At 66.2% G+C, this 13939-nt stretch carries 15 protein-coding genes; 5 read left to right on the top strand and 10 right to left on the bottom strand.

The genetic code is table 11. The features are described from left to right. The first annotated feature begins 80 nt into the window (after window positions 1–80). Both IT882_RS01480 and IT882_RS01475 read left to right on the top strand, forming a co-directional pair. Window positions 81–1100: a DUF1852 domain-containing protein gene (locus tag IT882_RS01480; protein ID WP_195692872.1), complete on the top strand. Its 1020-nt coding sequence runs from the start codon at window positions 81–83 to the stop codon at window positions 1098–1100. Next, window positions 1097–2122, top strand: coding sequence for a methionine synthase (locus IT882_RS01475; protein WP_195692871.1), 1026 nt, complete (start codon window positions 1097–1099; stop codon window positions 2120–2122). Before IT882_RS01480 ends, IT882_RS01475 begins: the two co-directional genes overlap by 4 nt. 260 nt (window positions 2123–2382) lie before the next feature. Here IT882_RS01475 and IT882_RS01470 read toward each other — a convergent pair whose 3' ends face one another. Then, window positions 2383–3234 carry an LLM class F420-dependent oxidoreductase gene (locus IT882_RS01470; protein ID WP_195692870.1) on the bottom strand — a complete coding sequence of 284 codons (852 nt, stop codon included), beginning with the start codon at window positions 3232–3234 and terminating at the stop codon, window positions 2383–2385. Between the two features lie 192 nt (window positions 3235–3426). After that, a complete protein-coding gene (locus IT882_RS01465) occupies window positions 3427–4299 on the bottom strand; it encodes a GTP-binding protein LepA (RefSeq protein ID WP_195692869.1) in 873 nt (290 codons plus the stop codon). Window positions 4300–4383: 84 nt separating this feature from the next. Here IT882_RS01465 and IT882_RS01460 point away from each other — a divergent pair, with 84 nt between their 5' ends. Together IT882_RS01460 and IT882_RS01455 are read left to right on the top strand one after the other, a co-directional pair. Further along, window positions 4384–5361, top strand: a complete 978-nt coding sequence (locus tag IT882_RS01460) for an ATP-binding cassette domain-containing protein (RefSeq protein ID WP_195692868.1) — start codon at window positions 4384–4386, stop codon at window positions 5359–5361. Beyond that, window positions 5358–6218 carry an ABC transporter permease gene (locus IT882_RS01455; RefSeq protein WP_195692867.1) on the top strand — a complete coding sequence of 287 codons (861 nt, stop codon included), beginning with the start codon at window positions 5358–5360 and terminating at the stop codon, window positions 6216–6218. Before IT882_RS01460 ends, IT882_RS01455 begins: the two co-directional genes overlap by 4 nt. Window positions 6219–6248: 30 nt before the next feature. On the opposite strand, the gene IT882_RS01450 is transcribed toward IT882_RS01455, so the two are convergent. Further along, window positions 6249–6440 (bottom strand): hypothetical protein, encoded by a 192-nt coding sequence (locus IT882_RS01450; protein ID WP_195692866.1) that lies wholly within the window; start codon window positions 6438–6440, stop codon window positions 6249–6251. A gap of 358 nt (window positions 6441–6798) precedes the next feature. Between IT882_RS01450 and IT882_RS01445 the strand changes: the two genes are divergently transcribed. Beyond that, window positions 6799–7518 carry a ferritin-like domain-containing protein gene (locus tag IT882_RS01445; RefSeq protein ID WP_195692865.1) on the top strand — a complete coding sequence of 240 codons (720 nt, stop codon included), beginning with the start codon at window positions 6799–6801 and terminating at the stop codon, window positions 7516–7518. A gap of 48 nt (window positions 7519–7566) precedes the next feature. Here IT882_RS01445 and IT882_RS01440 read toward each other — a convergent pair whose 3' ends face one another. From IT882_RS01440 to IT882_RS01410, 7 genes are all read right to left on the bottom strand, one after another. Then, entirely contained in the window at window positions 7567–8670 is a 1104-nt protein-coding gene (locus IT882_RS01440) for a sensor histidine kinase (RefSeq protein WP_229382232.1), read from the bottom strand. Continuing rightward, window positions 8667–9386 (bottom strand): response regulator transcription factor, encoded by a 720-nt coding sequence (locus tag IT882_RS01435; RefSeq protein ID WP_195692864.1) that lies wholly within the window; start codon window positions 9384–9386, stop codon window positions 8667–8669. The genes IT882_RS01440 and IT882_RS01435 overlap by 4 nt, the downstream gene beginning before the upstream one ends. Before the next feature lie 81 nt (window positions 9387–9467). Continuing rightward, window positions 9468–10499, bottom strand: coding sequence for an endonuclease/exonuclease/phosphatase family protein (locus IT882_RS01430; RefSeq protein WP_195692863.1), 1032 nt, complete (start codon window positions 10497–10499; stop codon window positions 9468–9470). Between the two features lie 98 nt (window positions 10500–10597). Beyond that, entirely contained in the window at window positions 10598–11224 is a 627-nt protein-coding gene (locus IT882_RS01425; RefSeq protein ID WP_195692862.1) for a PaaX family transcriptional regulator C-terminal domain-containing protein, read from the bottom strand. A gap of 220 nt (window positions 11225–11444) precedes the next feature. Next, complete coding sequence (locus IT882_RS01420) at window positions 11445–12242, bottom strand: ABC transporter ATP-binding protein (RefSeq protein WP_195692861.1); 798 nt, start codon at window positions 12240–12242, stop codon at window positions 11445–11447. Further along, entirely contained in the window at window positions 12235–13059 is an 825-nt protein-coding gene (locus IT882_RS01415; protein WP_195692860.1) for an ABC transporter permease, read from the bottom strand. Before IT882_RS01415 ends, IT882_RS01420 begins: the two co-directional genes overlap by 8 nt. After that, on the bottom strand, window positions 13056–13886 hold the full coding sequence (locus tag IT882_RS01410) for an ABC transporter permease (protein WP_195692859.1): 831 nt from the start codon (window positions 13884–13886) through the stop codon (window positions 13056–13058). The genes IT882_RS01415 and IT882_RS01410 overlap by 4 nt, the downstream gene beginning before the upstream one ends. Window positions 13887–13939: the final 53 nt, after the last annotated feature.

Genomic DNA, 13939 nt, shown 5'->3' with positions numbered 1-13939 from the left:
GGTATGTGACCGGGCACGCGCTGCGGCTCCCTGACAACTCAGCGGGCCGCCCTGGCTCGCCCGAACACGATCGGTCTGTCATGCGTCTGACGTCTCCGCCCGTCCCTGTCTTCACTCTCGACCGCGTCCGATTCGACGAGGACTACCGTCCCCTCGACAACACGCGCATCACCACCAACTTCGCGAACCTCGCGCGAGGAGAGAACCGCCAGGAGAACCTCCGCAACGCGATCCGGATGATCAACAACCGGTTCAACGAACTCGCCGATGGCGACAACGAATCGGCTGACCGCTACTCGGTCGACCTCGACATCGTCTCGGTGTCGATCGATCTCGATGAGGACGGCGACGGCGAGCGCTTCCCGATCATCGAAGTCCTCGAGACGACGATCGTCGATCACCACTCGGGCACCCGTCTCCCGGGCATCGTGGGCAACAACTTCTCGTCATACGTGCGGGACTACGACTTCAGCGTCGTGCTCCCCGCCCATAACGCGGGCGGATCCGGGTTCAGCGTCCCCGAGGACTTCGGGGTACTGCACGGCAATCTGTTCCGCAGCTTCGTCGCCTCGGATGCCTACACACGGCACTTCGCGAAGGCTCCCGTCATCTGCCTCAGCGTCTCGAGCACCAAGACCTACCACCGCACCGCCACGCGGCATCCGGTTCTCGGGGTCGAGTACCGCCAGGACGAGTACTCGCTGACCGATGACTACTTCGCGAAGATGGGGATGCAGGTGCGGTACTTCATGCCGCCGCGCAGCTCCGCACCGCTCGCGTTCTACCACGTTGGGGATCTGCTCGCCGACTACTCGGACCTCGAACTGATCGCGACGATCAGCACGATGGAGACGTTCCAGAAGATCTACCGACCAGAGATCTACAACGCCAACTCTGCCGCTCCGGCGCGGTTCCAGCCGAGCCTGACCCAGCCCGACTACTCGCTCACGCGCATCGAGTACGACCGCGAGGAGCGCAGCCGCCTCGCCGTCGAGCAGGGCCGGTTCGCGCAGGAGCACTTCATCGAGCCGCACCGGGAGACGCTCGAGTTGTGGTCGGCGCAGTTCTCTGCCCGCGAGTTGGAGGGGGTTCAGGCATGACGCTCCTGCCCACCTCCACCGCCGGCAGCCTGCCCAAGCCGTCATGGCTCGCTCAGCCCGAGACGCTCTGGTCGCCCTGGAAGCTGGATGACGACATCCTCGCCGAAGGCAAGCGGGATGCCCTGCGCCTGGCATTAGCCGACCAGCAGCACGCGGGGATCGATATCGTCAGCGACGGCGAACAGAGCCGTCAGCACTTCGTGACGACCTTCATCGAGCACCTTGAGGGCGTGGACTTCGAGCGCCGCGAGACGGTGCGCATCCGCGACCGGTACGACGCGTCAGTTCCGACGGTCGTCGGCCCCGTGGCGCGCAAGGCGCCGGTGTTCGTTCAGGATGCCGCCTTCGTGCGTGCCCACACGGACCGCCCCGTGAAGTGGGCGCTTCCCGGCCCGATGACCATGATCGACACACTCTACGACGCCCACTACGGCAGCCGCGAAGAGCTCGCGTGGGAGTTCGCAGGCATCCTGAACCAGGAAGCGAAAGAACTCGCCGCGGCCGGGGTCGACATCGTCCAGTTCGACGAGCCAGCCTTCAATGTCTTCTTCGACGACGTGAACGACTGGGGCATCGCCGCGCTCGAGCGAGCGGCGGAGGGGCTGACCTGCGAGACCGCGGTGCACGTCTGCTACGGCTATGGCATCAAGGCCAACACTGATTGGAAGGCCTCGCTCGGGTCGGAGTGGCGTCAGTACGAGCGGATCTTCCCCCGCATCCGCGAGTCGAGTATCGACATCGTCTCGCTGGAGTGCCACCACTCCCACGTGCCCATGGACCTCATTGAACTCATCCGCGACAAGAAGGTCATGGTCGGGGCGATCGATGTCGCCAGCACGACAGTGGAGACTCCGGACGAGGTTGCCGACACGCTGCGGCGAGCGCTGCAGTTCGTGGATGCCGAGAACCTCTACCCGTCGACGAACTGCGGCATGGCACCGCTGCCTCGTGACGTGGCACGCGGAAAGCTCGCCGCGCTCAGCGCCGGCGCCGCGATCGTGCGATCCGAGCTGGCCGGCTGAGGTCAGCATCCGTTGCCCTGCCCGCACCGAGGTAGGAAAAATCGCCGACGTAGGACGATGTGCGGCTGAAAGGTCCTACCGCGGCGATAACGCCTACCTTCGTGCGACCAATCGGCGGCGCCGCCTACCGGCTCAGCGTCCGTCCCTCGTGCGCACCGACGTAGGAGAAATCGCCGCGGTAGGACGATGTGCGCGTGAAACGTCCTACATCGGCGAGAACTCCTGCCTTCGTGCGGTCGGAGCTGACCGGCTGAGTCCGGCTACACCCGGCCGGCGACCCCGGCGATCAGGTCGACGACTTTCTCGGGTTGACGGATGCCGACAGAGAAGACGTACGTCGTCGTGAAGCCCGCCTCCCCCAGCGCTCGCACCTGGTCGGCGACGCCATCCACCGTCGACTCGGGGTTGACGCCGATCATGGCGGTCTTCTCGACGGTGTCGTAGTCGCGCCCGACGTCGTCGCAGTGAGCGCGCAGCACATCGAGTTTGCCCGTGGGTACGCCAGCGAGGGCACTTAGGTTGCAGGCATCCGCGTACTGAGCGACGAGTTTGAGGGTCTTCTTCTCGCCGCCACCGCCGATCATCAGCATCGGCTTGGTCACGTTCTGCGGCGAATTCAGCGTGCGCCCGAGCTGCCAGATCGCGCCGTCATACGGCTCTTCGGAGTCTGACCACATTTGCTGGCAGATCTGGATCGTCTCCTCCAGCTCAACGAAGCGTTGCGCGACCGGCGAGAACGGGAAACCGAGCCCGACGCACTCCTGCTCATTCCATCCCGCTCCGATGCCGAGCCCGACCCGGCCGCCCGAGAGCACGTTGAGGGTGCTCACCTGCTTGGCAAGCAGGGCCGGATGCCGGTAGATGACCCCCGTGACCAGGACGTGCAGCATCGCCTTCTGAGTGTGCGCGGCAAGGAATCCGAGAGTCGCGTAGGCCTCGAGCATCTCGTGCTCGACGGGCCCGATTCCGGGGAGCTGCCAGAAGTGGTCCATGACCGTGATGCGCTGGATCCCCGCATCCTCGGCGTGCCGGACGTGCCGCGCGAGGGTCGGGCCGAGCTGGGCCGGCCCCGAATCGAAGGTGAAGTCCGCGATGTGCAGCCCGAATTGCATGTCAGCTCCGTCCCGGGCCGGATGCCGAATCCGGCCACGCTGTCAGATTACGTCGCTGCCGGCATCCGTGGTCTCGCGCCCCACCTCACGGGCGTAGGAGAAATCCCTGATGCAGGACGATGAGCGGGCAGATCGTCCTACCCCAGGAAGAATCCCTGCCTGCGAGAGGCCGGTCAAGCCGGGGATGCCGCGTCAGGCGGCGTCGTCGAAGCCGCGCTCGCGGTAGAGGTCGATGCTCTCGCGCAGGGCCCGCAGAACGTAGGGCGGAAACTCCATGCCGCGCTCGTGCGCCCACAGCAGCTGCGCTTCGATGCGGCCGACCTCGCGCGCGTACTTGTCGAGGTCGGTGTCGAAACCGAGCGCGGTGACGACGCCGCCCATCTGCGTGCGGTAGCGATCTTGCCCGTTCGTCCCGACGAGGTTGTAGGTCTTCTCGCGCAAGACGCGAGCGAGGTACAGCTGCCAAGGGCGAAGCGCGCCGGAGTGCACGAGCTCAGTTGCGCTCATGCGGTAGAACGCGAAATGGCCGGGCTCTTGCCGACGGATGGGCGTGATGATCGTTTCGGCGATCGCGGTCTCGCCGAGCTCGGTCATCCCGCCATGGATCGTGTTGTAGGCGAGCACCGCCTGCCGTTCAGTGCTCGCGCCGGTCAGGTAATACAGCAGCCGAGCGATGTCCTGGATCGCGGAGAAATGAGCGAGTGCGCCCATGATCCGCATCTTGTATGACACGTCGAGCACTGGCTCCGCGGCGGCGCGTCCGAGGTCCTGCTGTAGCCGATCGAGGATCAGGCCGTGCTGGATTTCCTGAGGCTGCCAGACGTCCGCGTAGAACAGGCGGTCCACCTCGCTGACATCGGGCAGCAGCACGAGCAGCTCGAGCACGTTGCGGTCGACCTCGAGCTCGACGCGAGCTAGGTAGTCGATGACACGCCCGTACCGGTCGGCGACAGCTCGCGGGTCACGGATGCCGCGGTCGACGGAGTCCAGCTCGATCGGCGGATGCTCCTCGCCGAGCCTCTGGACGTGCTCGAGAATCCGCTGGGACGTCACCGGCTCAGCCATGCATCCATCATGCGGGAGAGTCCGCCCCCGTGGGGCCGCCGCCGACTACCCGGAATGTCGTCTCGCACCGGTACCATCCCTGCCATGGCTTTCATCGAGGCGAGTGGACTCGTCAAGACCTACCATCCGCGGGGTGCGCCAGTCGTCCGCGCGCTTGACGGGCTCGACCTGTCGGTGCCGGAGGGAACCGTCGCGGCGCTGCTCGGGCCGAACGGTGCCGGCAAGACAACGACGGTGAAGGTGCTGACGACCCTCATCCGACCGGATGCCGGTTCCGCGAGCATCGACGGTGTCGACGTGCTTGCCGACCCGCAGCAGATCCGTCGGATGAGTGGCGCGAGCGGTCAGTACGCGGCGGTTGACGAGAACCTCACCGGGTTCGAGAACCTCTTCATGGTGGGGATGCTCTACCACCTCGGACGGCGCCGGTCAGCGCAGCGGGCACGCGAACTCATCGAGCTGTTCGACCTCGTGGATGCCCAGAACCGGCCCGTCAAGGGATTCTCGGGCGGGATGCGGCGCCGGATCGACCTGGCCGGCGCGCTCGTTATCAATCCCCCGGTCCTGTTCCTCGACGAACCGACGACGGGCCTCGACCCGCGCAGCCGGCTCGCGCTGTGGGATGTGATCGAAGCGCTCGTCGCCGGAGGCACGACGGTGCTCCTGACCACGCAATACCTCGAGGAGGCCGACCGCCTCGCCGACTCGATCTCGATCATCGACAACGGCCGCGTGATCGCGAAGGGCACCGCAGACGAGCTGAAGTCCTCGGTCGGCGGCCAGCGCATCGCGGTCAGCCTCGTCTCCGAGAACGAAGCTGACGCAATGCGTGAAATTCTGGCACGCTACGGATCGGGGCCGGTTACCTCGGACGGAGCCCGTGGTCTGGTGGTTCCCGTGAGTAACGGCGCAGACGCGCTTTCCCGCATCATGACGGACACGGCGGCCGCAGGCGTCGACCTGCACGACGTAGGGATGCGCAGACCCACTCTGGACGACGTGTTCCTGCAATTGACAGGCCACGCCGCCGAGCAGATCGCGGACCAGGAGGAGGCGGCATGAGTGCCGAGACCGCTCGCACGGCACAACCGTCTCGTGGAACCTTGCATCCCGCGACCGGCAGCGCCTTCGTCCGTTTCCTCTCAGACGGCTACGTCACGACATGGCGCAACGTGAAGAAGCTCACTCGCGTCCCCGATATCCTCGTCTTTACTCTCATCCAGCCGATCATGTTCGTGCTGCTCTTCACTTTCGTGTTTGGATCGTCGATCCAGGTGCCGGGTGAGAGCTACACGTCATTCCTCATGGCGGGGATCTTCGCGCAGACCATTGTCTTCGGCTCCACATATTCGGGCTCTGCCATGGCGCAGGACCTGAAGGACGGCATCATCGATCGGTTCCGCACGCTGCCCATGAGCGGATCGGCAGTCCTCATCGGGCGCACGGTCGGTGACCTCGTCATCAACGTCCTGTCCCTCATCGTCATGATGCTGACCGGAGTGATCGTCGGCTGGCGGGTCACATCCTCGCCCCTCGAGTTCATCGCGGGTGTCGCACTGCTGTTGGTGTTTGCCTACGCGCTTTCGTGGGTTCTCGCCTTCCTCGGACTGATCGTCCGAAGTCCCGAGGTCATCAACAACGCCTCTTTCCTGATCCTGTTCCCACTCACCTTCATCTCGAACGCGTTCGTCCCGAGCGAGAATCTCCCCGGCCCGCTTCGGGTCATCGCGGAGTGGAACCCGGTCTCAGCCCTCGTCCAAGCGGCGCGAGAGCTGTTCGGCAATGCGCCAGCCGGCGGCGCGACGACGGATGCGTGGCCGCTGCAGCATCCGGTGGTCTATGTGCTGCTGTTCACCGTCGTGATGCTCGTCGTGTTCGTGCCGCTCTCGATCCGCCGCTTCGCAACCCTCAGCCGCTGACGCTGGTTGTCGAATTTACTGGCCTTCCGTTCATCGATTCGCTGTCGTTGCCCAGTCGGGGTCGCTCTGTGTGAGTGCGATGAGGCCACCCGCGGCGAGCATCCGCAAGAGGAAGGGCGAGGCCGGCGCGACGCGGCGTTCGATCCCGCGCGTCTCGTTGCGGAGGAACCCACCCGCAACATCCACCAGGACATGGTCGCCGTCCTCCACCAAAGCGGTCACGCCGGGCACCTCTAGCGAAGGAAGTCCGATCTCGTAGCAGTTACGGAAGAAGGTGCGTGAGAACGCATCGAACACGACACAACCGATGCGGGTCGCCCTCAGTGCCTTCGCTGCGATGGCTCGGGCGGTGTCGCACCGCGCCTGACTTCCCTGCGATCGCACACGTATGCGAGCCCGTGCGGCAGCCGAGGCGGATGGTCCTGCGCGGGGGCGCGGTCGGCGAAGACCGCAGGGCGGCCACGCGCGCTTCCGGTTCTTCACGAACGCTTCACACGGGCCGAGCGCGGCGCTTCACCAACGAGGGGTTCACTGAATCCCGATAGCACACAACAGAGAACAACCCGCAGAGGTGATCCCCATGAACACGACAACTCGAACCGCCACCGCCCTGGGTGTGAGCGCGCTCGCCGCCTTCGGCCTCGCTTTCGGTGGAACCGCGGCGTCCGCCGTAGCTCCAGAGAGCATCGGCCCGGTATCCGTGTCCGCTTCGGCCGACGTCGATGACGTCCTGACTTATATGCGTGAGGAAGAACGTCTCGCCCGCGACCTCTACGCAGCCATCGCCGACTACTACGGCGGGGCTCGCCCGTTCAGCATGATCACCCGCAGCGAGGAGCGCCACTTCGATGCCGTCGGACGCCTGCTGGAGACGTACGACATCGCGGACCCCTCCGCGGGTCTTGCGGCCGGTACTTATGCCGACGATGACCTGCAAGCCCTCTACGACGATCTGCTGTCCAAAGCGCAGACCTCGCTGGCTGCCGCGTACGAGGTCGGGATCACGATCGAGGAAACCGACATCGCCGATCTCGACGCGGCTCTCGCGGCAGACTATCCGTCCGATGTCGACCGTGTGCTGGAGAACCTGAAGGACGGTTCTCAGCGACACCTGGCCGCCTACACCGCCGCCGCAGAGGGAACGATCCGGTCCGGTGACGGTCACGAGCCGGGCGCGGGCAGCGGCGGCGAACGCAGCGGAGAGATGGGTCACCCCGGTGGCCGCGACGGGAGCGGCATCGGCCATGACGGTGGCCGCCCCGGATCGGGAGACCGCGACTGCCAGTACCCTGGCAGCTAGTCGGCCCGGTCGGCGCCTCGCCGCGCTCCGCGCGCGTCACACGCGTGCTCAGTCTGTCGCACGCGGCATCCGCATCGTGAACACAGATCCTTGCCCGGGCCCGGCGGATGCCGCCGTGAGTTGGCCACCGTGGGCCCGGGCGATCCCGCGCGCGATCGTCAATCCGATCCCCGACCCGCCGCCGCCGGTCCGACCACCCGGCACGCGGTAGAAGCGCTCGAACACCCGGTCGAGCTCCGCCGCCGCGAGCCCCTCGCCCGTGTCGGCTACGCGGATCTGGGCGCCTCCCGGATCCTCAACGACGGAGACATCGATCGCCCCACCCTCCGGGGTCGCCCGGATGGCATTTCCCACGAGATTCGTCACCACCTGTGTGATTCGATCGGCATCCACGAGCACCGGGACCTCCACCGGCGCCAGGTGAGTGTCGAGCCGGATCCCGGCGTCGTCTGCCTGCGGACGCAGTCGCCCCACTGCGGCACCGACCAGGTCGCGCAGGTCCAACTGTCGCAGCGTCAGGTCTAGGCGACCTTCCTCTGCTCTCGACAATGCTGACAGGTCGTCGGAGAGCCGTCGCAGGCGCCGAACCTCGTCGCTCACCTTGCCGAGCTGCTCGGCTTCGGGCGGCACAATTCCATCGATCATCCCCTCGACATATCCGTCGATGATGGTCAGAGGCGTGCGCATTTCGTGGGCGACCTCGCCGAGAAGGCGAGTGCGCCGGCCTTCGGTCTCGGCGAGCGTCCCCCCGAGCGTATTGACCGCTTCGGCGAGAGCAGCAAGCTCCTGATCCCTAGGCCTGTCGACCCTCGCGTCATACTCCCCGGCTGCGATCCGTTTCGTCGCCGCGGACATTTCGCGCAGCGGCTTCGCGACCCGGGCGGCGACGATGACTCCGGCACTGGCCGCGGTCAGGACGCCGACGACCAGTCCGACGGCGAGCGCCTCGGCGACGGCGATCGTCACGTCCACGATGAGCTGCTGGCGGTAACCCTGACCGGCACCGCCTCCGCCCATCGATCCCCCGCTCATCCGGACCTGCCTGTCGAAGATCACCGGGGTAAGAACCATCACGACGATGACCGTGGCGACAGCGCCGAGCACGGCGACAACGAGATGCGAGACGACCAGACGCGAACGCAACCTGTTCACGGCTTCACCTCCGGCTGCAGCAGGAACTTGTAGCCGACGCCCCGCACGGTGCCGATGATGCGGGGGTCGGCAGCATCATCGCCGAGAGTCTTGCGCAGGTTCCGGATGTGGACGTCGACGACTCTCTCATCACCGAAGAAGTCGTATCCCCATACCTCTTCGAGGAGCTGCGACCGGGAGTACACCCGTCCGGGGGATCCGGCAAGCGCTCGCAGGACGTCGAACTCCAGGGCCGACAGCGACAACTGCTTCCCGTCGACGACGACTTCGCGCCGGGCGGGATCAACGGTGAGCCCCGCGAAGCGAAGCACGCCGTCATCAACCTCGATCCCCGCACCGGGCACCCGCACACGCCTCAGCAGGGTGCGAACGCGAGCCGCCACCTCCCGCGGGCTGAACGGCTTGCGGATGTAGTCGTCGGCGCCGGTGGACAATCCGATGAGTGCGTCGGCCTCTTCCGTGCGCGCCGTCACGAGAATGACGAACACGTCAGAGCTGCGGCGCAGCCTCCGCAGCACCTCGAGGCCATCCACATCCGGGAGCTGAATGTCGAGAAGGACGACCTCGGGAGCTGTGCCATCCGTCGCCAGCGCCCGCTCGAGGGCGTCCGCGCCGGTCGCCGCCTCTGTCACGACATTCCCGTCGGCCTCCAGGTAGCCCCGCAGCACGGCACGGATCTCTTTCTCGTCGTCAACGACAAGAACCCGACGTGCCATGTCGACCTCCCGACTCCCGGCCCGGTGTCTTCACGCTAGTGCGCCGACGTCGAACGCGGCAGATCCCGCGAGTGCCGGCGGTCACGAGCGGTCGGACTGCTCACACAGCATCCAGTTCGCGATGACGGCCCGGTGGTCACTTCCTTCGATATACACGCTGTCCCAGCCCGTCGGCACGGCCCCGCGCCCAAGCACGTGGTCAATGGCGGTGAACGCGGGCACCGGCTTCTCTTGGGGCCAGGTCGGCCATGGCACCGCCCCGGCCGCCTCCGCGGCGGTGCGCAGACCCGACGTCAGATCGCGAAAGACCGGATGCGAGAACGAGGCGTTGAAGTCCCCCGCGACGATAAGGCGCTGATCGTCCGTCCCTCGGATCCACACGCCGATCGCTGCGACCCCGTCGTACCATCTGTCGGGCTGACCGATCGGCGGCGGTGGATGCACTGCAGCGAGACGGACGTCGGAGCCATCCGGAAGCGTTGCGACGGCGCTGACCTGATCGAAGACGCTCCCCGGGATCTCGGACTCGTCGCGGAGCGGGTAAGCGGAGAGAATCACGCTGCCGTTGACGGCGTAGGGACTGACTTCGCCGGTGCGGTACGGCAACTCGCTGGCGAGTCCCTGCCCCGCCAGAACGGCGTCGAGCAGAGCCTCATCGGTCTCGACCAGAATGACCGCTCCGGCTCCCGAACTCCGGACGAGCTCTGCCAGCTGCTGCGGGTCGGCACCGGCGAACTTCGCGTTGAAGGAGAGCACTGTCAGCGGCGTCGATGTTTCGCAGGGGATTGCAGCCGGGAGCGGGGTCAGGACGGGAACGACCGCAAGGACGGCAGCCACGGCTAAGACGCTGGCTGCTACCCATGCGCGCGCAAGGAGCGGCACGACCGCCAGCACGAGGAGAGCGAGGGCACCGGCGGGGAGGAGTGCCTGTGCAATCGGGACCAGCCCGCCCGCGACGAGGTCGATGTAGGGCAGGATGACGATCGGAACGGCAACCACGAGGGCGACGAGGGTCCAGAGGATCTGTCGCCGCGACCCGAGTCCGACCCGTCGCGGGCGCTGTCGGGAGCGCTCCTCCTCCGAGGGCAGATCTGCGTGGTCGTCTCGGGTCACATCGCCAGTAGATCACTCCGACGCCGGGGGAAGCTGCGAATCCGCGCCACCACCAGCACGCTGCCAGAACGACGTCGACCCGGATCGTCAGTCAGAGGTCAGCCCCCCACTGGTTCAGGCAGTCCGGCGGCGGGAGCCTGGCGGGCGAACTCCCGGGAAGCGGGGACCGCGGTCTCATCACGTAGTCGCAGATACAGCCTGAGCGAGCGATCCGCCGGCCACTCCGGATCGAGCAGGTTTCGCGGGAGACCCGGATCGAGGCGGACGAGCGCAAGCCAGTCTGCGACGAGCATCACGCGCATCGAAAGCGCCGTCGAGGCATCCCGAACAGCCGAGTCCGACCATGCGTCGATGAAGCTGATATGTGCCGCACGAATGGCGTCGATGTCCCATGCAGTTCTCACGGCATCCGCGATAGGGAACCCGTCGAGTTCGCGCGCATGAAACGCGACCAGACCGGTTCCGAGTTCGGGAAGCAGGCTCGCGAGGCCCCGCTGCAGATCAACGACGCCCGGCGCGATCCACAGTCCGTCGCGGAGCGGAGCGAACCCCTCCCAGGTCAGGGTCGAGCGTAGTCGGTGGCGCAGGGTCCGCTGCCCCTCGGGAACACTGAATGTCGCGAGCGTCCAGCCATCGCCATCCGCATGCAGCGGCTGAGGATTCCGCACGCGTTCCCCTGCCTCGGCGAGCATCGCAGCGCCCCCGGCTGTGAGGACGAATGACACTTCGCGTCCGTGCCGCTCTCGACGCAGGATCCCGTTCTGCTCAAGACGGTCCAGCGCAGCGCGCGTCGCAGGAGGCTGGATGCCGGCCCCTCGAGAACCTCGATGAACAATCCCGCCCGCACCCACGTCGCCGGCTCATCGAGCAGGTATTCACCCAACAGCGCCAACGCCAACTCACGAGGCGATCGACTGCCGAGAGGGGAGGACGCGACGGTACTCATCAGTGCGCACGCACCGCCTCGCCGCGTTTGGCGCGCTGGATCTGTTCGTAAACGTGCGTGCGCAGTTCGGTGAACCGCGGCAGGGCGCGCGTCACGATCTGGTCCCGCTCGTCGGGCAGATCGATCGCGAGATCCTCTTGCACCCAGGTCGGCGACTTCGAGAGCACCACAACGCGCTCACCGAGGTAGACGGATTCGTCGATATCGTGCGTCACGAACAGGATCGACATCCCGCGTTCGCGGTGGAGCGTGCGAACGAGGTCTTCGAGATCAGCGCGCGTCTGGGCATCCACGGCAGCAAACGGCTCGTCCATGATGAGCACCTCGGGCTGGTATGCGACGGCGCGCGCGATCGCGACGCGCTGCTGCATCCCGCCCGACAGCTGCCACGGGTAGCTCTTGGCGGCGTGGTCGAGTCCCACCGCGTGCAGGGCATCATCGATGAGCCGATCACGCTCGGCGCGTGAGAGTTTCCGGTGTCGGAGCGGCAGTTCGACATTGCCCCGAACGGTGAGCCAGGGGTAGAGGGAGCGACCATACTCCTGGAAGACCAGCGCCATGTTCTCGGGTGGCTCCGTCACCGGCTGGCCATCGAGCTCGATGACACCGGCGGTGGGTCGCAGGAGTCCCGCGATGCACTTGAGCAGGGTCGTCTTGCCGCATCCGGATGGACCCACGATGCAGACGAGCTCGCCCTGACGCATCGTGAAGCTGATGTCACCGATCGCCTCGACGATTCCGGTCGAGGACTCGTACGTCTTCTTCAGGTTCTCGACCTTGAGCAACGTGTCAGGCACGTTCCACCTCCTTGATTCCGTGATACCACCGCAGCACTCGTCTCTCGACGATGCCGAACAGGGTTGCCAGCAGCACGCCGATGAGGCCGAGCAGCAGGACACCGCTCCACATCTCGGCGATCAGATAGTTCGTCTGGAAGTACTTGATCTTGTACCCGAGCCCGGACGCGTTGTTGAACAGCTCCGAGATCACCATCAAGAGCAGCGCGACCGACAGGGACTGCCGCACCCCCGCCATGATCCGGGGGCTGGCCGACGGCAGCACGAGGTACCGCAGCCGCTCCCATCGGGTCAGGGCGAACGACTGTGCCGTCTCGGTCATCACCGAGTCGGTGGCCCGCACGCCCTCGATCGTGTTCAGCAGGATCGGCCAGATCGACCCGGCCACGATGATGATCACGCGCGCGTCGTCTCCGATGCCGAAGATGATGAGCACAGGAGCGATGATCACCGGCGGCGGAATCGCCCGGAAGAACTCCAGCGTCGGCTCGAGCAGCTCTCGCAGCCACCGCACGAGCCCGATGAGCGTTCCCGCGGCGATGCCGATGACGATCGAGAGGATGACGCCGAGCGCCAAGCGGTACAGGCTCGGGATGACGTCGGTGACGAACGCGGGCCCGATCCAGGTGTCGATGAACGCCTCAAGGATGGTCAGCGGCGGCGGGAAGAACTTCTGCGGCGAGATCCCGGTCCAGATGCCCCAGATGAGGATGAGGATGATCGGGAAGCCGAGGGCGTAACCCACCTGCACCAGGAAGCTCTTCCACCGGCGGCGGGCCGGAGGTGGGGTGACGACGGTCGTCGTGTAGAGACTCACAGCACTTCCTCCCCGCGAACCGACTGATGCCACGACAACGCGTGCCTTTCGACGAAGCGGAAGACGAGGTTGACGATGAGCCCAAGGAGGCCGGCGACGAGGACATAGGTATAGACGGTCAACCAGTCCCCGACGGTGAGCGCGGTGGTGATCTGGCTCCCGATCCCCGGGATGCCGATCACGAGCTCGGCCGTGATCGTCAGGATGAGTGCAACTGCAGCTCCCAACCGCAGGCCCGTCATGAGGTAGGGCAGCGCCGTGGGGAAGATAAGGCTGCGGAACTGCGAGATCTTCGAGAGCCCGTAGCTGCGCGCCGTGTCTCGAGCGACAGTGTCGATGTCGGCGACGCCATAGAGCACCTGCACGAACACCTGCCAGAAGGTCGCGTACACGATGATCACAAGCCCCGCCTGCGGCTGCAGTCCGAAGATCAGAATGGCGACGGGAATCAGCGCGACCGAGGGAATCGGGCGGAGGAACTCGACAGTCGTGTGGGTAGCTTTGCGGGGAAAGCGGAACAGGCCGATGACGGTGCCGAGCACGATCGCGGCCACGGTGGCGATCGCAAGTCCCGCGCCCCACAGGCTCAGGGTTCGGCCGACGTTGCGCCAGAACTCGAGATCACGCATCTCACCGAACAGGTTCGCGAGCGTATCGGTGGCGTACGGCAGGTACTGCGGGCTGACGATGCCCAGCGTCGGGATCAGCTGCCACGTGGCGAGCATTCCCACGATGCCGAGAAGACCGAGACCGATCTTGCGGGCCGATCGCGCCGCGTTGGCGCTGCGGCGTCTCCGGCTCGGTGCCGGAGCGGTGGCGGTAGCCATGGGTTTCCTTCGGGTCACATCAGACAGGGGGCAGGGATGCGGAAGGGATGCCG

The organism is Microbacterium schleiferi, assembly GCF_015565955.1.
In the GTDB taxonomy this organism is placed as follows: Bacteria; Actinomycetota; Actinomycetes; order Actinomycetales; family Microbacteriaceae; genus Microbacterium; species Microbacterium schleiferi_A.
This window is presented reverse-complemented; position numbering and strand designations above follow the sequence as displayed.

Coding starts and splice junctions, on each gene's coding strand:
- IT882_RS01475 (WP_195692871.1), top strand. CDS start 1,097: ATGACGCTCCTGCCCACCTCCACCGCCGGCAGCCTGCCCAAGCCGTCA.
- IT882_RS01465 (WP_195692869.1), bottom strand. CDS start 4,299: ATGGCTGAGCCGGTGACGTCCCAGCGGATTCTCGAGCACGTCCAGAGG.
- IT882_RS01480 (WP_195692872.1), top strand. CDS start 81: ATGCGTCTGACGTCTCCGCCCGTCCCTGTCTTCACTCTCGACCGCGTC.
- IT882_RS01460 (WP_195692868.1), top strand. CDS start 4,384: ATGGCTTTCATCGAGGCGAGTGGACTCGTCAAGACCTACCATCCGCGG.
- IT882_RS01435 (WP_195692864.1), bottom strand. CDS start 9,386: ATGGCACGTCGGGTTCTTGTCGTTGACGACGAGAAAGAGATCCGTGCC.
- IT882_RS01455 (WP_195692867.1), top strand. CDS start 5,358: ATGAGTGCCGAGACCGCTCGCACGGCACAACCGTCTCGTGGAACCTTG.
- IT882_RS01445 (WP_195692865.1), top strand. CDS start 6,799: ATGAACACGACAACTCGAACCGCCACCGCCCTGGGTGTGAGCGCGCTC.
- IT882_RS01410 (WP_195692859.1), bottom strand. CDS start 13,886: ATGGCTACCGCCACCGCTCCGGCACCGAGCCGGAGACGCCGCAGCGCC.
- IT882_RS01470 (WP_195692870.1), bottom strand. CDS start 3,234: ATGCAATTCGGGCTGCACATCGCGGACTTCACCTTCGATTCGGGGCCG.